Annotated in this window: 15 protein-coding genes; 5 read left to right on the forward strand and 10 right to left on the reverse strand. The window is 65.5% G+C overall.

Translation table 11 applies throughout. The annotated features are described in order from the left end of the window. Window positions 1-87: 87 nt before the first annotated feature. The 3 genes from treZ to treY are packed head-to-tail and all read left to right on the forward strand — an operon-like array spanning window position 88 to window position 7,057. Window positions 88-1,992, forward strand: coding sequence for a malto-oligosyltrehalose trehalohydrolase (gene treZ / locus HDG34_RS02740; protein WP_184057527.1), 1,905 nt, complete (start codon window positions 88-90; stop codon window positions 1,990-1,992). Further along, window positions 1,989-4,193 (forward strand): 4-alpha-glucanotransferase, encoded by a 2,205-nt coding sequence (gene malQ, locus HDG34_RS02745; protein ID WP_184057529.1) that lies wholly within the window; start codon window positions 1,989-1,991, stop codon window positions 4,191-4,193. Before treZ ends, malQ begins: the two co-directional genes overlap by 4 nt. Then, the gene (gene treY / locus HDG34_RS02750; protein WP_184057531.1) at window positions 4,190-7,057 is read left to right on the forward strand and encodes a malto-oligosyltrehalose synthase; all 2,868 of its coding nucleotides are present in this window, start codon (window positions 4,190-4,192) and stop codon (window positions 7,055-7,057) included. Before malQ ends, treY begins: the two co-directional genes overlap by 4 nt. Before the next feature lie 40 nt (window positions 7,058-7,097). On the opposite strand, the gene HDG34_RS02755 is transcribed toward treY, so the two are convergent. Then, entirely contained in the window at window positions 7,098-8,441 is a 1,344-nt protein-coding gene (locus tag HDG34_RS02755) for a hemolysin family protein (protein ID WP_184057533.1), read from the reverse strand. A gap of 91 nt (window positions 8,442-8,532) precedes the next feature. Next, the gene (locus HDG34_RS02760; RefSeq protein ID WP_184057535.1) at window positions 8,533-9,354 is read right to left on the reverse strand and encodes a sensor histidine kinase KdpD; all 822 of its coding nucleotides are present in this window, start codon (window positions 9,352-9,354) and stop codon (window positions 8,533-8,535) included. Between the two features lie 195 nt (window positions 9,355-9,549). Between HDG34_RS02760 and HDG34_RS02765 the strand changes: the two genes are divergently transcribed. Then, entirely contained in the window at window positions 9,550-9,891 is a 342-nt protein-coding gene (locus HDG34_RS02765; RefSeq protein ID WP_090808322.1) for an FKBP-type peptidyl-prolyl cis-trans isomerase, read from the forward strand. 19 nt (window positions 9,892-9,910) lie between these two features. Beyond that, the gene (locus tag HDG34_RS02770; protein ID WP_184057537.1) at window positions 9,911-10,699 is read left to right on the forward strand and encodes a helix-turn-helix domain-containing protein; all 789 of its coding nucleotides are present in this window, start codon (window positions 9,911-9,913) and stop codon (window positions 10,697-10,699) included. Window positions 10,700-10,783: 84 nt separating this feature from the next. On the opposite strand, the gene HDG34_RS02775 is transcribed toward HDG34_RS02770, so the two are convergent. From HDG34_RS02775 to HDG34_RS02810, 8 genes are all read right to left on the reverse strand, one after another. After that, complete coding sequence (locus HDG34_RS02775) at window positions 10,784-11,980, reverse strand: O-succinylhomoserine sulfhydrylase (RefSeq protein ID WP_184057539.1); 1,197 nt, start codon at window positions 11,978-11,980, stop codon at window positions 10,784-10,786. Between the two features lie 246 nt (window positions 11,981-12,226). Beyond that, a complete protein-coding gene (purF, locus tag HDG34_RS02780; protein WP_090810350.1) occupies window positions 12,227-13,777 on the reverse strand; it encodes an amidophosphoribosyltransferase in 1,551 nt (516 codons plus the stop codon). A gap of 89 nt (window positions 13,778-13,866) precedes the next feature. Continuing rightward, complete coding sequence (locus tag HDG34_RS02785; protein ID WP_184057541.1) at window positions 13,867-14,418, reverse strand: CvpA family protein; 552 nt, start codon at window positions 14,416-14,418, stop codon at window positions 13,867-13,869. A 7-nt stretch (window positions 14,419-14,425) separates the two neighbouring features. Beyond that, window positions 14,426-15,376 carry an SPOR domain-containing protein gene (locus HDG34_RS02790; RefSeq protein ID WP_184057543.1) on the reverse strand — a complete coding sequence of 317 codons (951 nt, stop codon included), beginning with the start codon at window positions 15,374-15,376 and terminating at the stop codon, window positions 14,426-14,428. A 29-nt stretch (window positions 15,377-15,405) separates the two neighbouring features. Then, a complete protein-coding gene (gene folC, locus HDG34_RS02795) occupies window positions 15,406-16,716 on the reverse strand; it encodes a bifunctional tetrahydrofolate synthase/dihydrofolate synthase (RefSeq protein WP_184057545.1) in 1,311 nt (436 codons plus the stop codon). 321 nt (window positions 16,717-17,037) lie between these two features. Continuing rightward, window positions 17,038-17,910, reverse strand: a complete 873-nt coding sequence (gene accD, locus HDG34_RS02800) for an acetyl-CoA carboxylase, carboxyltransferase subunit beta (protein ID WP_090808311.1) — start codon at window positions 17,908-17,910, stop codon at window positions 17,038-17,040. A 79-nt stretch (window positions 17,911-17,989) separates the two neighbouring features. Next, a complete protein-coding gene (gene trpA / locus HDG34_RS02805) occupies window positions 17,990-18,802 on the reverse strand; it encodes a tryptophan synthase subunit alpha (protein WP_184036040.1) in 813 nt (270 codons plus the stop codon). 80 nt (window positions 18,803-18,882) lie between these two features. Then, window positions 18,883-19,797, reverse strand: coding sequence for a site-specific DNA-methyltransferase (locus HDG34_RS02810; RefSeq protein WP_184057547.1), 915 nt, complete (start codon window positions 19,795-19,797; stop codon window positions 18,883-18,885). Between the last annotated feature and the right edge of the window lie 5 nt (window positions 19,798-19,802).

A 19,802-nucleotide genomic window follows, 5' to 3' on the forward strand; every position in this document is an offset into this window, starting at 1 on the left:
GGGTGGCAAGAATGTTGCGACGCAATGCCTGCTTGCGTTGCGTCGCATTGCCGTCCAGGCTCGTTAGCAGATTCGAATGGTGAAGACATGTCTGAAAGTCCGATTGATCCTCACACGCATCATTACGCGCACTGCCTGCCGTTCAGCGCGCAGTTGATCGGCGCGAGCGGCACGCGACCGCGCACGCGGTTCCGTTTTTGGGCACCGTCGTGCAGCAGCGTGCAGGTGGTGGTCGAAAACGGCCCCGCGCAAGGCACGCACGACATGGCTCCGACCGGCAACGGCTGGTTCGAGACCACCGTGGAGAGCGGCGCGGGCACGCTGTACCGGTTCCAGCTCGACGACGGGCAGGCGGTGCCCGATCCGGCCTCGCGGTTCCAGCCGCGGGACGTGCACGGCCCGAGCGAGGTCATCGATCCGCGCGCCTACCATTGGGAACACACCGAATGGCACGGCCGGCCCTGGGAAGAAACGGTGCTGTACGAATTGCACGTCGGTGCGATGGGCGGGTATGCGGGCGTGCAAAAGCGCCTGCCCGAGCTCGCCGCGCTCGGCGTCACCGCCATCGAACTGATGCCGTTGAACGACTTTTCCGGTCGTCGCAACTGGGGTTACGACGGCGTGTTGCCGTACGCGCCCGACTCCGCATACGGCCGCCCCGACGAACTGAAGGCGCTGATCGACGCCGCGCATGGTGTGGGCCTGATGGTGTTTCTCGACGTCGTCTACAACCACTTCGGACCGGACGGCAACTATCTGCATAGTTACGCGGAGCCGTTTTTCCGCGCAGGCGTGAACACGCCGTGGGGCCCCGCGATCGACTTCGAGCGCAGCGAAGTCAGCGACTTCTTCACCGACAACGCCGTCTACTGGATCAACGAGTACCGCTTCGACGGACTGCGCTTCGATGCGGTGCATGCGATCGACAATCCCGGGTGGCTGCGCGAGCTGTCGGACCATATCCGCGCGCGCGTGCAGCAGGGCCGTCACGTGCATCTGGTGGTCGAAAACGAGCACAACAGCGCGAGCCTGCTCGGCGCGCATTTCGACGCGCAATGGAACGACGACGCGCACAACACGCTGCACGTGCTGCTGACCGGCGAAACCGAAGGCTATTACCACGCGTATGCCAACGAACCGATTCGCCGGCTCGCGCGAGTGCTGGCCGAAGGCTTCGCGTATCAGGGCGAGCCGTCGCCGCTGCACGATGGTGCGCCGCGTGGCGAAGCGAGCGCGCATCTGCCGCCGACGTCGTTCGTGATGTTTTTGCAGAACCACGATCAGATCGGCAACCGTGCGTTCGGCGAACGTCTGCGTAAGCTGACCTCGGATGACGCGCTGCGCGCCGCGACCGCGTTGCTGTTGCTGTCGCCGCAAATTCCGCTGCTGTTCATGGACGAGGAGCATGGTTCGACGCAACCGTTCCTGTTTTTCACCGATTACACCGGCGATCTCGCCGACGCCGTGCGCGAAGGGCGACGCCGTGAATTCGCGCGCTTTGCCGCGTTCAGCGATGAGAAACGCCGCGCGCAGATCCCCGATCCGAACGATGCCCAGACCTTCGCCGCCTCGTCGCCACCCGCGCCCGATGTACAGCCGACGCCGGATCGGCTCGACTGGATGCATTACTACAAGTCCGCGCTCGCGGTGCGCGCGAAGCTGATCACGCCGCGCCTGAAACATACGAAGGCGTGCGGCGCGACCGTGCTGCGCGATGCCGGCGGCGGCGACGCGAACGCGCTGATCGCGCGCTGGAAACTCGGCGATGGCGAAACGCTGTCGATCGCGCTGAATCTGTCGCAGCAGAACGTCGCGTTCGACGCCATCCCCGACGGCAAGATCATTTTCGAAACACCGCCGCGCGCGCGCGAACAGGCCGACGCGCGGGTGTTGCCCGCGCATGCGTGCATCGCGTGGCTGACCGGCGACATCAACGAATTCGCGAGCCGCCACGATGCGCGCATCGCATCGCACGAGGAGCAGCGCGCGTGACGACCCGACGCCCCAACGACAGGCTTGCCGCGCTCGCCACCCGCGCAGGCTTCGAGGTGGAGTGGCAGGACGCGCACCATCATACGCAGCACGTGCCGGAGAAGACTCTTGGCACGCTGCTCGAACGCATGGGTCTGCCGTGCGGCAACGCCACGGATATCCGCCACAGCGCCGCTGCTCTGGAGGCCGAACTATCGGGCCGTAGGCTGCCGCCGCTGATGACCGCGGTGATCGGGCGTGGCATCGCGCTGCCCGCGGCCGCGGTCAGGTCGGGCAGCCATTACCGGATCGAGCTGGAGAGCGGCTCGATCATCGACGGCCGCTTTACCGCGCCGAAAGGCGAGGAAGCGCTGCTCGCGCCGATCGACGAAACCGGCTATCACACGCTCGTGATCAACGACCAGCGCATGACGCTCGCGGTCGCGCCGCCGCGCTGCTACACCGTCGCCGACGCGTGGCGCACGCTGCACGGCGGCGACGGAGAAGGCGAACGCGAAGCCGCGCCGCCCGCGCCGCCGCTGTGGGGCATCGCCGCGCAACTGTATGGCTTGCGCCGCACCGGCGACGGCGGCATCGGCGACTACACGGCGCTCGCGCAGCTTGCGCGGCACGGCGCGCAGCGCGGCGCGCACGCGCTCGCCGTCAGTCCGACCCACGCGATGTTCAGCGCGCAGCCCGAGCGCTTCAGCCCGTACGCGCCGTCGTCGCGTTTATGGCTCAACGTCACGCATATCGATCCGGCCGCGGTGTTCGGCACGGATGCGTCCGCGTCCGCATCGGCGCAGGCCGGCAACGCGTGGTCCAAATATGAAGAGCTGCCGCTGATCGATTGGCCGCACGCGACCCCGCTGAAGCTCACGGTTTTGCGCGCGCTGTACGAGCAGTTCAGCGCCAACGAGCGCCCGCAGCACTCGCCGCGCGCGCTCGAATTTCACGGCTTCTGCGAACGCGCGGGGCGCGCGCTCGAAGATCATGCGCGCTTCGAAGCGCTGCAGGCCGCGCAGCTCGCGCAAGGCGGCGACGGCCATTGGCGCAACTGGCCCGATGCGTTGCGCGACCCACGCAGCCCCGAAGTCGAGGCGTTCGCCGCCGCGCATCGCGACGAGGTCGACTTTCATCTGTTCCTGCAGTGGCTGGCATCGCGCGGACTGTTGCACGCTCAGCACACCGCGCGCGAAGCCGGCATGGCGGTCGGCCTGATCGCCGATCTCGCGGTGGGTTGCGACAGCGCCGGCAGTCATGCATGGTCCTATCCCGACGACATGCTGCAGGGCGTGTCGGTCGGCGCGCCGCCCGATCTCTTCAACCAGGCCGGCCAGTCGTGGGGACTCACGACCTTTTCGCCGCGCGCGATGCGCACACAAGGCTTCGCCGCGTTCATCGACATGCTGCGCGCGGCGTTCGCGCATGCCGGCGGCATCCGCATCGATCACATCCTCGGCTTGCGGCGTCTGTGGCTCGTGCCCGAAGGCGAAAGCGCGCGCAATGGCGCGTATCTGCGCTATCCGTTCGAAGACCTGCTGCGGCTGATCGCGCTCGAATCGTGGCGGCATCGCGCGATCGTGATCGGCGAGGACCTCGGCACCGTGCCGTCCGGGTTTCGGGAGCGGCTCGACGAGCACGGCATCGAGGGGATTCGCGTGCTGTGGTTCGAAGGCGCCGCCGACTGCAACGGCTTCAAGGCGCCGGCCGATTGGGACCGCTACGCGGTCGGCACGACGACCACGCACGATCTGCCGACCGTCGCCGGCTGGTGGCGCGGCAGCGACATCATGTGGCGCAACCGCATCGGCCAGACGATGGCGCGCGCCGACGGGCGCGATCCCGAGGAAGCGGCGCTCGAAGAGCGCGCGCAGCAGCGCGCCGACTTGTGGCGCGCGTTCCAGCAAGCGGGCGTGGCCGCGCCCGAGGTCGCGCCGCCGGACACCGACAACGCGCCGGTCGACGAAGCGCTCGCATTCGTCGCCGCGACACCCGGGCCGCTCGTCACGTTTCCGCTCGAAGACCTGCTCGCGCTCGACGAGCAGCCGAACCTGCCGGGCTCGATCGACGAACATCCGAACTGGCGCCGCCGCATGACGCTGCCCGTCGACGCGATGTTCGACGACCCCGTGTTCACCGACCGCCTGCTGGCCGTCGACGGCGCGCGCCGCGCCGCCGCGCGTTCATCCAACACTTCCGCGGAGCCTGACACGCCATGACCGTTCCACGCTCCACACTGCGCCTCCAGTTCCATCGAGGCTTCACGTTCGACGACGCCGCGCGGCACATCGACTACTTCGCCGCGCTCGGCATCAGCCACCTGTACGCGTCGCCGATCACGACGGCCGAGCCCGGCTCGATGCACGGCTACGACACCGTCGACTACACCGAGGTCAGTGCCGAATACGGCGGCGAGTCGGGCCTGAAGCACCTCGTCGACGAGCTGCGCGCGCACGACATGGGGCTCATCGTCGACATGGTGCCGAATCATATGGGCGTCGGCGGATCGAGCAACGCGTGGTGGCTCGACATCCTCGAATGGGGCCGCCACAGCGCGTATGCGCGTCATTTCGACGTCGACTGGCATTCGCCCGATCCCGCGCTGCGCGGCAAGGTGCTGCTGCCGACGCTCGGCGCGTCGTACGGCGAAGAACTGGCGGCGGGCCGCATCGGGCTGCATTTCGCGGCCGACAGCGGACGCTTTCATATCGGCTACGGTCCGCACGTGTTCCCGATCTGCCCGGTCGATTACGCGGCCATCCTGCAAGGCGCCGACCGCGCCGATCTGAGCGCGCTCGCGAATCGCTTTCAGGGGCTCACCACGCAGCCCGCCGACCAACCACGCGCCGCCGAGGCGCGCGACGCGCTGCGCGAGTTCGTCGCGCGCGAAGGCGAGTCGGCGATCGAGTTCGTGCTGGAGACTTACGCGCCTGAGGATCCGGTCACGCGCGACCGGCTGCATCGGCTGATCGAGCGGCAGCATTTCCGGCTCGCGTGGTGGCGCACCGCCTCCGACGAAGTGAACTGGCGGCGCTTCTTCGACATCTCGACGCTCGCCGGCGTGCGCGTCGAGCGGCCCGAGGTGTTCGAGGCGGTGCACGCGCTGATCTTTCGCCTCTATCGCGAAGGGCTCGTCGACGGCTTGCGGATCGATCACATCGACGGGCTCGCCGAGCCGCGCGAATACTGCCAGCGTTTGCGCCAACGGCTCAGCGAGTTGCGCGACACCGCGCCGTATGTGGTGGTGGAGAAGATTCTCGGCCGTGGCGAGCCGTTGCGCGACGACTGGCCCGTCGACGGCACGACGGGCTACGACTTCATGAACGACGTCGGCGCGCTGCTGCACGATCCGGCCGGCGCGGACCCGCTCGCCGGTACGTGGGCCGAGCTCACCGGCCGCAGCGCGCGCTTCGCCGATGAAGCGCACGCGGCGCGGCGCAAGATTCTCGCGGAAAACTTCTCCGCCGAACTGGACCGCGCGGCGCGCGCGCTGCATCGGATCGCACGCGATTCGCTGAGCACGCGCGACTTCACGTACCCGGCGCTGCGCCGCGTGCTGACCGAACTGGTCGTGCATTTCCCCGTGTACCGCATGTATCCGCTGGGCGGACTGCGCAGCGCCGCCGACAACGTCTATTTCGAGGAGGCGCTCGCGGGCGCGCGCGCTTCGCTGCCGCGCTCGGACCATGCGGCGCTCGAGCGCGTGAATGCGTGGCTCGGCGGCAGCGCCGAAGAGGCCCCGCCCGCGCGGCCCGGCGCGCAGTCGCAGCAGCAGGCGCAAGGCGGCGGAGCGTCGCCGCATGCGGGCTCGTCCCGGCGCAGCGCGCAAACGCTGTTTTCGCAGCTGACCGCGCCGCTCGCCGCCAAGGCGATCGAGGACACCGCGTGCTATCGCTACGGCCGTCTGCTGTCGCGCAACGAAGTCGGCTCGGACCCGGGCGAGTTCGCGCTGTCGGTGGAGCAGTTTCATGCGGGCAATCTCGAGCGCGCGCAACGTTTTCCTCATGCGATGCTTGCGACCGCCACGCACGATCACAAGCGCGGTGAAGATGTGCGCGCGCGGCTCGCGGTGCTCAGCGAGATCGCCGACGAATGGGGCGCGACGTTGCGTGCATGGTCGACGTTGAACGCGCCGCAGCGTCGAGCGCTCGACGGCACGCCGATCAACAGCGTGAGCCAGGACAAGAGCGACGCATGGGCTCCCGGCCCCGCCGCCGAGGCGATGCTGTATCAAACGCTGGTGGGCTGCTGGCCGCCGCCGCTGCGCGCCGACGACGAAGCCGGCGTCAAGGAGCTGGCCGAGCGGGTCGCGCAATGGCAGTTGAAGGCGCTGCGCGAGGCGAAGCTGCAAACCAGCTGGCTTGCGCCCGACGAAGCCTACGAAGCCGGCTGCCGCGAATTCCTGTTCGGCATCCTTGCGCCGCAGCGGCGCGACGCCTTTCTGAAGGAGCTGTCAGCGTTCGTCGAGCGCATTGGTCGCGCGGGCGCGCTCAACAGCCTGCAGCAGACGGTGTTGCGCGTGGCGTCGCCTGGGATCCCTGATCTTTATCAAGGCACCGAGCTGTGGGACTTCAGCCTCGTCGATCCGGACAATCGGCGGCCCGTCGATTTCGCGAAACGCGAGGCGTGGCTGCCGCAGACGCAAACGCCGCCGTCGGAATTTCTGGCGGACTGGCGCGACGGGCGCGTAAAGCTCGCGGTGATCCAGCGCGTGCTGGCGTTGCGCGCGCATCTGCCGGAGCTACTGAGTCAGGGCGCGTATCTGCCGCTCACGGTGCGCGGCGCGCATGCGTCGAGTGTGATCGCGTTCGCGCGGCGGCATGGCAATGCGTGGGCCGTGGTGATTGCCAGCCGGTTGGCCGCGCGACTGCTTGGCGATGATGCTGCTCTGCCGCTCGTCGAGCCGGCGCAATGGGCGGATACGGCCATCGAAATGCCGCCCGATCTGTCGGCGCGTGCGCTGTTCGATTGGCTGAGCCCCGCCGCGCCGAAAGTCGACGATCATGGGCTGCTGTATCTGCGCGACGCGCTCGCCGCGATGCCGGTCGCGGTGTTGGTGGAGGATGGGGTGCCTCGAAGCTGAGGCGGCTAAAAAGGGTTGAGGCTTCGGGTTGGCTCGGCCCTCAACCGCCCTCGTCGTCGAACAGCTTCGGATATACGCGCACGAGCACGATGCGCGGTCCCTTCATCTTCTTGACCACGACGTCGAAGTCTTCGAACTCGACGCGCTGCCCTTCGCTCGGCAGATCGTTGAGCGCCTGGATCACGAGCCCGCCCACCGATTCGGCCTTGCCTTCATCGATGTCGATACCCAGAGCACGTTCGAGCGACACCACCGGCAAGCTGCCCTTGCCCATCAGCGTGCCGTCGTCCATGCGGGTCCAGTCGGCGTCGCCCTGGCGGAATTCATCGTGGATCTGCCCGACCAGCGCGCCGAGCAGGTTGTCGAGCGTCAGGAAGCCGATCGGTTTCGCGTTCTTGTGGCCGACCAGCGCGAAGTGCGGCGCGCCCTTGCGAAAGCGCCGGAACAGATCGAGAGCCGGCATGTCCGGCTTCACGTACTGCACGGGGCGGACGTAGCGCGACAGGTCGTCGAGCGTGCTGCCCGCCTGGCGCGCGAGCAGCAGGTCCTTCAGATGGATCATGCCGGCCACGCGTTCGCCCGATGCATCCTCGAACAGCGGATAGCGGCTGAAGCGGTGCCGCGCGACCACCTGCATGTTGTCGCGCAACGGTAGATCGCGCCGCAGGCACACCATTTCATGCGACGGCCGCATCAGGTCCGATACGGTCATTCGCGAGAAGTCGAGCGAGTGCGCGATCGTGTTCCATTCGTCCTGGCTGTAGGCGCCGGTCGACGCACCGAGTTCGCTCGCGACGTTCGCGCGGCGGCCGCGCAGGATCAGCTTGAGTTCCTCGGTCGAGTAATGCGAGTCGTGACCCTGGTCGGTATCGAGCCCCGCGGCCTTCAGCACCGCGTTCGCGCTCGTGTTGAGCAGCCAGATGGCCGGGTACATGGCCCAGTAGAAACCGTACAGCGGCGTCGCGGTCCACAGCGAAATTTTCTCCGCCTCGCGAATCGCGAGCGACTTCGGCGCGAGTTCGCCGACCACGATATGCAGGAACGAAATACACGAAAACGCGAAGAACAGTGAAATGCCATGCATCAGCTTCTCGGACTCGACGCCGATCACGGTGAAAAGCGGCATCAGCAGTTGCGCGAACGCTGGTTCGCCGATCCAGCCGAGGCCGAGCGACGCGAGCGTGATGCCGAGCTGACACGCCGACAGATACGCGTCGAGCTGTCCGTGCACCTTCGCGAGCAGACGTCCGCGCATGCCATGCTGGGTGGCAAGGCTTTGCACGCGGGTCTGCCGCAGTTTGACCAGACCGAATTCGGCGGCGACGAAAAAGCCGTTGAGTGCAACCAGAAACATTGCACCGATAAGAGCGACAACCTGGATCAAAGCGACGGGCTCCGGCAACAAAAGTTGTCAGTATAGGCGCTGAAAGCTCGATGAATTCTTGATTGTGCGCCAACGCATTCGCGCGCGACGCTCATTTCGGCGCCGCCGCGCTGAACGGCACGCGCAGCACGAGCGTGGCGGGGGTCGCGGTGACGCCGTCCGCTTCCGTCGTATCGCTTTGCTCGAAGCTTCCGCCGTGCGCCTCCGCGACGCGTTTGCACAACGCGAACACCCACGCGATGCGCTTCGCCTCGCGCGGTTCGCCCGCCTGCTTGCGCGCGAACGCTTCGAGCACATGCGGCAGCGCGGCGTCGTTCAACGCGGCCTCGTTCGGCTCGTACGTGACGCTCGCATGCCATGTGCCGTTGTCCGCGCGCGCGGCCAGTGCGACCTCGGTGCCCCGCGCGCTCGCTTCGACGGCGAACGTCAGCATCAGCCACGCCGCGGCGGCGAGCCGAGCGCGGTCGCCGTTCAGTTGCTCGGTGGCGATCTGCGAGTCGAGCCGCACTTCGACGCCGCGCGCGCGGGCGAGGCCGGCGCGGACTTCCTCGACGGTTTCGTCGAGCAGCGGATGCAGCGGAAAGGGTTCATACGTGAGCGCGAGCGATTTCGTTTCGGCGCGCGTCGCATCGACGATCGTCTCGAGCAGCTTCACCTGCTGATCGACGCCGCTGCGAATGCCGGTGATCGCGCGCTGCGAATTGGGATCGTTCGCGTCGAGCTTGCGCTCGAGCACGTACGCCCAGCTATGAATCGCATTCAACGGACCGCGCAGGTCGTGCGACACCAGCGACAGCACGTGATCGCGCATGAACAACGCGGTTTCCGCGCGCAGCAGCGCGCTGCGTTCGGTGATGACAAAGCCGGCCGACGCCGGCTGGGCGCCAGCAGTCCCGTTGGGTGACGTAGTCACGATCGAGTCCTCTCAGGCAATGCTGGATGATGGGGGGAAGCCTCATTATAGGCATCCCGTTCGGACCGACCAGTCGAGGCCGAATCGCGACGCGGGACGCAATCCGCATGCCATGCGCGGAACCGGACCAGACTCGGCGATCGACGTCAACGCGCCTACAATGTCGGTTTTACGTTTTGATCTGAGGAGCAACGCATGTCGACTGTGACGACCGAATCCGGCCTGAAGTACGAAGATCTCGTGGAAGGCACCGGCGCCGAAGCCGTGGCCGGCAAGACCGTGACCGTGCATTACACGGGCTGGCTGACCGACGGCCAGAAGTTCGATTCGAGCAAGGACCGCAATGACCCGTTCGCGTTCGTGCTGGACGGCGGCATGGTCATCAAGGGCTGGGACGAAGGCGTGCAAGGCATGAAGGTCGGCGGCAAGCGCAAGCTGACCATTCCGCCGCAACTCGGCTACGGCGTGCGCGGCGCGGGCGGGGTGATTCCGCCGAACGCGACGCTCGTGTTCGAAGTCGAACTGCTCGAAGTCTGAGTCACGTCTGAGTATTGTCGTGAGCCACGCCGCCGTCACCGCCCCCAACGTTTCGCTGCGCTGCTATGGCGCGATCGAAGCGTCGGACGTGCACGACTTCCACCAGGTCGTGCTGGGGCTCGACGGCGCAATGGTGATGGCGGTAGACGGCGTCGCCGAGCAGATCGACGCCGGCTCCGCATGGCTGATCCCGGCCGGCGCGCGGCACGATTATGCGGGTGTCGGCACGAACCGGCAGCTCGTGCTCGATTTGCCTGCGGCGTCGCTGGCGGTGCCCGAGCGGTTGTTCGAGCGCGCGCGCGCCGTGGCCGTTGATCCGTCGCTCGCACAGCTCGTGCACGCGATTGCCGCGCATGCTGCGGGCGGCGTGGGCGAAGCGCAAGATAATGCCTTCGGTCACCGTCGCTTTCATTGGGATGCTGCGGCACGCCTGGGCGCCGCGCTTGTCGCCGATTCCGGGGCACTAGCCGGTGTGCAGAGCGAAGGCGTTCGCCTCGATTTCGCGCGCATCGACCGCTGGCTGCGCGCGCATCTGTCCGAGCCGCTGAAGACCGCGGACCTCGCCGCGCACTGCGGCTTCGGCATGCGGCGTTTTCATCAACTGTTTATCGATGCGTTCGGCGAGACGCCGCATCGCTATTTGCAGCGGCTGCGGCTCGACACGTCGATCACGCTGCTTGCGGACGCGCGTCTTTCGTTGACCGATATCGCGCTCGAGATCGGCTTCGGCGATCAGAGCGCTTACACGCACGCGTTCACGCGGCGTTTCGGGCTGGCGCCCGGGCAGTGGCGCGCGTTGCGGCACTGAGCGTGGCGGAGGTGGCGCGGAGGGCTTTGAGACCCTTGAGGCCATTTGAAGCCTGTATGCCGCGCACAGGTTTTGCCCTGCCTGTCAGCTTTCGAGCCCACATTGCAGATCCGCACGGATATCGCCCGCGTTTTCAAGCCCCACCGCAAGCCGGATCAGACCTTCGCTGATGCCCACCGCCGCGCGCGCTTCGGGCGTAATGCGGCCGTGCGTGGTCGTCGCCGGATGCGTGATCGTCGTACGCGTGTCGCCCAGGTTGCCGGTGATCGAGCAGACTTTCGTGCCGTCGATCACGCGCCATGCGTTCGTACGCATCTGCTCGGGCGTGTCGCCCTTCAATTCGAACGACACGATCGCGCCGCCCAACTTCTGCTGACGCATCGCGAGCGCGTGCTGAGGATGCGATTCGAGCCCCGGATAGAACACGCGATTGACGGCCGGATGCGAGTCGAGCCAGCGCGCGATTTCGAGCGCATTCGCCGACTGCTTCTCGACGCGTAGCGACAACGTTTCCATGCCTTTCAACAGTACCCACGCGTTGAACGCGGACAGCGTCGGCCCGGCGCTGCGTACGAACGGAAACACCTTTTCCATGATGATTTTCTTCGAACCGACCAGCGCGCCGCCGAGCACACGGCCCTGGCCGTCGAGGAACTTGGTCGCCGAATGCATGACGACGTCCGCGCCGAGCTTCAGCGGCTGCTGCAACGCCGGGCTGCAGAAGCAGTTATCGACGACGAACAGCGCGTTCGCGGCCTTCGCGATCTTGCCGATCGCTTCGATATCCGACACTTCCGTCAGCGGGTTGGAAGGCGTTTCGAGGAAGAACATCTTCGTTTCGGGACGCACCGCTTCGTTCCACGCCTTCAAATCAGTCGGATCGACGAATGTAGTCGTAATGCCGAACTTGCTGAAGATCTGCGAGAACATGCCGAGCGTCGAGCCGAACAGCGCCCGCGAGCTGACGAGGCGATCGCCCGCCTGCAACGTCGACATCACGACCGACATGATCGCGGCCATGCCCGAAGCCGTCGCGATGCAGGCCTCGCCGCCTTCGAGCGCGGCCAGACGGTCCTGGAACATCGACACGGTCGGGTTCGAGAAGCGCGAGTACGTGAAATAGTCCTCGGAGTTTCTGAAGCGTTCGGCGGCGTCCGCGGCGCTCGCGAACACGAAGCTCGAGGTCAGGAAGATCGCTTCCGAGTGCTCGTTGAAATCGCTGCGCATGGTGCCCGAGCGAACGGCCAGCGTGTCGAAGTCAAAGTCGTGGAAGTCGTCCATGTTGGTTCTGGTCTCCAGGTTTCCGTGGCTGCTTCCGTGCCTAAATGAGGCAGCAACAAAAAAGAAAAAGCCCGCTTTTGCGTCGGCATAAGCGGGCTTCATGTGCGGGGAGGGGCTGGAGCCAGGGCGGACGACCGTGGCGTTCCGCCCTTCGCTTTAGCTGTTTCGGGTTGCCCCGCGTCCGCAAGCTGAGATCAAATCGACGCAAGCCAACATGTTAATGCGCTCGGGGCGCGGTGTGTACGCTCAACCCACCGACAGTTGCAGATGCAGCTGCGAACGCGCCGGGCCGCCACCGTCGATCGCTTCGCTCGCGGCATCGCGATCCGATTGCGACGACGGCGCGAGACGCGCGCTTTCGATGCGGTCGAGGTATTCGGTCGTGATGTCGCCGGTCACGTAGTTGCCGTCGAAGCACGAAGCCTCGAACTCCTTCAGCGCCGGATTGATATCGCGCACCGCCTGCTTCAGCGCATCGACGTCCTGATACACGAGGTGATCCGCGCCGATCATGCGCGCAACTTCCTCGTCCGAGCGGCCGTGCGCGACCAGTTCGCCGCGCGTCGGCATATCGATGCCGTAGACGTTCGGGAATTTCACCGGCGGCGCCGCCGACGCGAAAATCACCTTGTTCGCGCCCGCATCGCGCGCCATCTGCACGATTTCATGCGACGTCGTGCCGCGCACGATCGAGTCGTCGACGATCAGCACGTTCTTGCCCTTGAACTCGATGTTCATCGCGTTCAGCTTCTGGCGCACCGACTTCTTGCGCACCGCCTGCCCCGGCATGATGAAGGTACGGCCTACATAGCGGTTCTTGAAGAAGCCCTCGCGATACTCGACGCCGAGCTTCTTCGCGACCTGCATCGCGGCCGGGCGCGACGAATCGGGAATCGGCATCACCACGTCGATTGCGACGTCGGGCAGCTCGCGCCTGATCTTCTCGGCGAGGTAGTCGCCCATGCGCAGACGCACGTTGTAGACCGGCACGCCGTCGAGCACCGAATCCGGACGCGCCAGATACACGAGTTCGAAGATGCAGGGGTTCAGGCTCGTGGTCGTCGCGCATTGCTGCGAATGCAGCTGGCCTTCGGCGTCGATGAAAATCGCCTCGCCCGGCTGCACGTCGCGCACGAATTCGAAACCGACGCCTTCGATCGCCACCGATTCCGACGCCAGCATCCACTCGACGCCGTCAGCCGTTTCCCGTTTGCCGAGGCACAGCGGACGGATGCCGAACGGGTCGCGGAGACCAAGCAGGCCGTAGCCAGCGATCAACGCGACGATCGCATACGAGCCGCGCACCCGCCGATGCACACCCGACACCGCCTTGAACAGCGCGGCCGGATCGAGCTGCAGACCCGAGCTCGACAGTTGCAACTCGTGCGCAAGCACGTTGAGCAGCACTTCGGTATCGGAATTGGTGTTCACGTGGCGGCGATCGATGCGGAACATCTCATCTTTCAGCTGCTGCCAGTTGGTGAGGTTGCCGTTATGCGCGAGGATGATGCCGAACGGCGCGTTCACGTAGAACGGCTGCGCTTCTTCTTCGCTCGACGCCGAACCGGCGGTCGGGTAACGGACCTGGCCGATGCCCGTCGTGCCCGGCAGGCTGCGCATGTTGCGCGTGCGGAACACGTCGCGCACCATGCCGTTGGCCTTGTGCATGTGGAAATTGCTGCCGTTCGCCGTTGCGATGCCGGCGGCGTCCTGACCGCGATGCTGCAGAAGCAGCAGGCTGTCATAGATCAGCTGGTTGACCGGGGAATGGGAAACTACGCCTACGATGCCGCACATGGCATGTCCTTCAAAGGTACGAAATTCGTGATGGCGACCGGTGCCTGCGACCGCGCCCGCGCTTTCATGCGACGGCACGCGCTACGACGTCAAGGCAGCCGGTATGCGCCGGAGTCCTGTTGCGCATTGCTCGGGGCGCCCGAATCGTCCACATGGACGTAAGCGGCGAGCGCCTCGGGGAGCAGCGGTTTCATTGCGCGTACGCCCGCAACCGCATACGGACGAAGCAGCGCGTTGCGCCAGAATTCCTCTTTGGGCAGTTTAGTCAAGCCTGCGAGGGCGACCAGAATCAGCACCAGAACGACCCCACGCACGAGGCCGAACATCAAACCGAGCGAGCGGTCCGCACCACCCAGTCCCGTGACCTGCACGAGGCGGCTGAGCAGCGCGCTCACCACGCTCGTGACCAGCACTACGCCGATCACCACGAGCGAAAAAGCCAGCAGCCACTGCGTCAACGCGCCGCCCGGCCAGGTAGACGGGATATACGGGACCACGTAGCCCACGAACTCGCAAGCGATGAAAAACGCCGCGACCCAGCCGATCAAACCAAACACTTCCGACAGCAAACCGCGCCAGGCGCCTCGCAGCGCCGACAAACCAATCACCGCCATTACAGCGTAGTCGAAGGCAGTGAACATCGCTCGCTTACTGTGCTCTGCCGCCGGTCGAGCCCGACACGAGGCCCGCCTCGCGGACCTTCGCGACAGCGGCGGTGGCCGCGGCGCGGTCGGCGAACGGGCCTGCACGCAGCAATGTCAGCGTCGAGCCGTCGGCTTGCTTCCTATGTTCCGTATATGTGGGCACGCCTGCTGCTTTCAACTTCGCGGCCCAATTGCGCGCGTTCGCTTCGTTCGAGAAGGCGCCGAGCTGCACCGCGAAACGGTTGCCCGGCGGCGAGGCCGGCGTGCCGGAGTTCGCGTCGGCGCTGGCGCTGGCGGTGGCCGTGTTCGCTTCGTCGTCGGTCGACGCCGACGGTGTGGTGGCGGGTGCCTTCGTCTGTTTGGCGGGGACAGCAGGCGCGGTGTTGGCTGCGAGCGATTGCGTTTGCGGCTTCGCGGCGGGCTTTGGCGTCGCGGCGGTAACAGCGCCAGTTGCGGCGGAGGGGGTCGCGCCTTGTTTCGCTGCGGTCGATTGCGTCGATTTGGCGGCGGAGGCCGAGGCGGCCGCCGTGGTCGCCGCGCTCGTTGCCGGCGCGAGGCCGGACGCAGCCACGCCCGTGTCGGCGGCCGGCGGACTGTCCGGCGCGACGCCGGCCTGCACGTCTTCGTTGGCGGTGGATCTGGAGAGCTTCGGCGCGGGCCGGTTCGGAATGTCGATCGAGATGTCGTCGGTGACGGGCTTGGGGTGCGAGTCCAACACCATCGGCAGGATGATCACCGCCGCGACAACCAGTGCGATTGCGCCGACGAGCCGGCGGCGCGCGCGCTGCTTTTCCGGCAGCGTGGGGTCGAGCAGCATTGCATCTGCATCGACGGTGCGCTCGGTGCGGCGGGTGCGCCGCTCGACGCGTTCACCCCGGGTGGCCCGATTGGAACTGGTGTTTGCGCCGCGCCGGCTGGGCGCGTCGTCTTTCTTGCCGAACGAGAAAATTCCCATGAATCGCTTGGTTCGAGCCTGGTGCCCGCTCAGTGTTGCTGCGATTTCCGGTAGGCCATCACACCCGCTACCGTATAGAAACTGCCGAAAACGACGATTCTATCATTCTCTGACGCACGTTTTAGCGCGTCCTGGAAAGCCTGCGCCGGCGTTGCATAACGCATGACGCTGCTGTCGGCGCCGTCTTCCACGCCCAGCTCGCGCAACACGGTTTCCAGCTCTTGCGCGGACGCGGCGCGTGGGGTCGGCAGATCGGTCACGCACCAGTGATCGATCTCGCCTTTCAGATGACTTAGCACGCCGGCGATGTCCTTGTCGCGCATCGCGCCGAACACCGCGTACGTGTACGGGAAAAAGCCCATGTTGCCGAGGTTCTGCCCGAGCACCGCGGCGGCATGCGGATTGTGGCCGACGTCGAGCACGATGGACGGCTTGCCCGGCAGTACCTGGAAACGGCCCGGAAGATCCACGTTGGCGATGCCGAGCCGGATGTCCTGCGCGGACACCGGCAGACGGTCGCGCAAAGCTTCGAGCCCGGCCAGCGCCGCCGATGTGTTGATCAGCTGATTCGCGCCGCGCAGCGATGGATACGCGAGCGCCGAGCGCCGCAGCGTCGGGCCGACATAGCTCCACTGCTGTCGCTCGCTGCCGGCCTGGCCTTCGTAACGGAAATCGCGGCCGAACGACCACAATTGCGCCCCGATCTTTTCCGCGTGATCGATCAACGATTGCGGCGGCACCGGGTCCGCGCAAATCGCGGGCTTGCCGGGACGGAAGATACCGGCTTTTTCGAACGCGATTTTTTCGCGCGTGTCGCCGAGATAGTCGGTGTGGTCAATATCGATGCTCGTGATGATCGCGCAGTCGGTGTCGAGGATATTGACCGCGTCGAGACGGCCACCGAGGCCAACTTCGAGAATCACCGCGTCGAGGCCTCGCGACGCGAACAGGCTCATGATCGCGAGCGTCGTGAATTCGAAGTAGGTCAGCGTGACCGGTTTGGCGAGGCTCAGGCGCGCGGCCTCGACGGCTTCGAAGTGCGGCAGCAGATCTGCGTCGCTTGCCATTGCCCCATTGATGCGCGCGCGCTCGTTGAACGACAGCAGATGCGGCGACGTGTGGCAGCCGACCGTATAGCCCGCGCGCAGCAGGATCGCTTCGAGAATCGCGCAGGTCGAGCCTTTGCCGTTCGTGCCGCCGACCGTGATGATCGGGCACGCAAACGATAGCTGCATCGCATCACGCACCTGGGAGACGCGGCCCAAACCCATGTCGATGCCGACCGGATGCGCGGATTCAAGGTGCGTGAGCCACGCGTCGAGAGTGGGGAATGTCGTCATCGGGTGAATCTTCAGTGAGTCGCGGTAGTTCGGTTCTGCAGTGCTGCGAAGGGTGCTGGTCAGGCGGTTGCGGTCGAGGGTCGAGGGTCGCCGGTCATGGGCGTAGGCCGTTGCGCGGTTTATGCGCACAAACCCGCGCCTTGAGCCGCGCCAGCTTCGGCTTCGACCGCTGCCGCATCGCAGGCGACGGTAATTATCCTGGAAATGACAGCGCGCCGCTTGATTGCTCACGCGGCGCGCTATTTTTTTGATTGCTTCTCTGGCTCCCCCGCGTCTTCGACAGCGCGGCGAAAGAGCGGCAAATGCGGTGCTGCCCGGCTTTTACGCGACCGCGTCCGCCGGCTGATGGCTCAACAGCGCCAGCAATTGCGCGATCTCTTCGCGCAGCTTGCGACGATCGACGATCATGTCGATCGCGCCCTTTTGTAGCAGAAACTCGGCGCGTTGGAAGCCTTCCGGCAGTTTCTCGCGCACGGTCTGTTCGATCACGCGCGGACCAGCAAAGCCGATCAGCGCCTTCGGTTCGGCGATCACGACGTCGCCGAGGAATGCGAAACTCGCTGACACGCCGCCCATCGTCGGGTCGGTCAGCACCGAGATGAATGGCAGCCTGGCTTCCGCCAGCTTCGTGAGCATCGCGGTGGTCTTTGCCATCTGCATCAACGACAGCAAGCTTTCCTGCATCCGCGCGCCGCCCGAAGCGGTGAAGCAGATGAACGGCACTTTCTGTTCGAGCGCGTTCTGCGCGCCGCGCGCGAAACGCTCGCCGACCACCGAACCCATCGAGCCGCCCATAAACGAGAACTCGAAGTTCGCCACGACGACCGGCAGCGTGTGAATCGCGCCGCCCATCACGACCATTGCGTCGGTCTCGTCGGTTTCGTCCATCGCCTCTTTAATGCGCTCAGGGTACTTGCGGCTATCTTTGAACTTCAGCGCGTCGACCGGAACGATTTCCTGGCCGATTTCGTAGCGGCCTTCCGGATCGAGCAGGCTGTCGAGCCGCTCACGTGCGCCGATGCGCATGTGATGGTCGCACTTGGGGCAAACATGCAGATTGGCCTCGACGTCGTTGCGATACAGCACGGCTTCGCACGACGGGCACTTGATCCACAGGCCTTCCGGAATTCCCTTGCGGTTTTTCGGGTCGGTTTGTTTGATTTTCGGCGGCAGCAGCTTATCGAGCCAGCTCATAGGGAATCCTTCTGGGTCAGCAGTCGCGCGAACGGCGGGACGAGCCCGCCGCTCACGTTACCGCGACAAAAAATAACTGTTATCGGGCAGTTGCAACGCTATCGAGCGCCTCGCGCACCTCGGCAACGAAACGCGTGAGCGTCTCGGCAGCGGCGTCGGGCGCTGCCTGTTCGAGCAATTGAACGATACGGCTGCCGATCACGACGGCATCGGCCACCTCGCCCACCGCACGCGCCGTTTGCGCGTCGCGAATGCCGAAACCGACGCCCACCGGCAGGGGGACGCGCGACTTGATGGCCGGGATTTTACTCGCGATGCTGGAAACGTCCAGATTTGCGGCGCCGGTGACCCCTTTCAGCGACACATAGTAGACGTAGCCGCTGGCGATGCGGCCGACTTCGGCGATACGTTCGTCGGTTGAAGTCGGCGCGAGCAAAAAGATCGGATCGATCCCGGCAGATTGCATCTGTTCCGCGAAGTTTGCGCACTCTTCAGGCGGATAGTCGACCACCAGCACGCCATCGACACCGGCTTCCTTCGCGGCTTTCGCGAAGGCCTCGGCGCCCATTCGCTCGATCGGATTCGCATAGCCCATCAGCACGACCGGGGTTTTGTCGTCGGCTTCGCGGAAGCGTTTGACGTCGGCCAGCACATGGCGTAGCGACACGCCCTTCGCGAGCGCGCGTTCAGACGACTGCTGAATGACAGGACCGTCTGCCATTGGGTCGGAAAACGGCACGCCTAGTTCGATCACATCCGCGCCGCCGGCGGCGAGGGCGTGCATGAACTCGACCGTGCGAGCCGGGTCCGGGTCGCCAGCGGTCATGAACGGGATCAGGCCTTTCTTACCTTGGGCGGACAGCGCGGCAAACGTGTTCTTGATACGGGACATGGAAGTACTCTCGAATTAGGGCTATTGCGCGCCCATTGCCGCGCGCTTTTCAGCGAACTTAGCGGCGCATCTCGCGCTTTTCACTGCACTTCGGTCGACGGCTGCACTTTTGGCCTGGCTCGGGTCCGACGGGGCGCAGCAGGCGTAGCGGCGGCGCTGACGCGCTCGCGCGCTATCGCACAATAGCTCTCGTTGATCTCATAGCCGACGAATTCGCGCTGATGACGGACGCAAGCGACTGCGGTGGTGCCGCTGCCCATGAATGGGTCGAGCACGCGGCCGCCCTTCGGGCAGCTGGACAGTACCATCCGCTCGACGATTTCCAGAGGTTTCTGGGTTGGATGCGCAACGCGCTCGGCATGCTGCCGATGCAGACGCGATACCGACCAGACATCCTTCGGATTATAGCCAAGCTCCAACCACTTGCTTCCTTCGAACAACTTTCGCGAACGCGCCTTCTTCGTGACTGGATCGTACGGGATGCGGACAGGATCGAGATCGAAGAAGTAGTCCTTCGACACCGCGAAAAAACCGATGTTGTCATGCACTGACGTGAAGCGGCGCGTGGTGCCGCCCATACTTGGCACGCGCCGGTCCCAGATGATTTCGTTGACCATCGTGAGTTTCGTCTTCAGGAAACTGAAGATTTCCGGCGCGTATTGCCAGGTGCAGAAGATATAGAGCGACCCTGTTGGCTTGAGCTTCGGTACAGCGAGCTCGAGCCAGCCGCGCGTCCAGACAAGAAATTCCTCGCCCGTGCGCATGTCCGAGTCGTTGCCATAGTCCTTCCCCAACCCATAAGGCGGATCACAGACGATCAGGTCGATCGACTCATCGGGAATGTTCGCTACATCGGTTAGAAAATCGCGGTTCAACAGCTGAACGCCGGCCGGCACCTGCGCCAGCAGCGGTGCGGATGCCGCGGCCGCCGGGACTTCGGCCGCCGGATTCGTGGATTCAATCGCCGGCTGCGGCTCGTCGAACTCGTCGCGCATCGTCG

This window comes from Paraburkholderia sp. HC6.4b (genome assembly GCF_014200875.1).
Lineage (GTDB): Bacteria > Pseudomonadota > Gammaproteobacteria > Burkholderiales > Burkholderiaceae > Paraburkholderia > Paraburkholderia tuberum.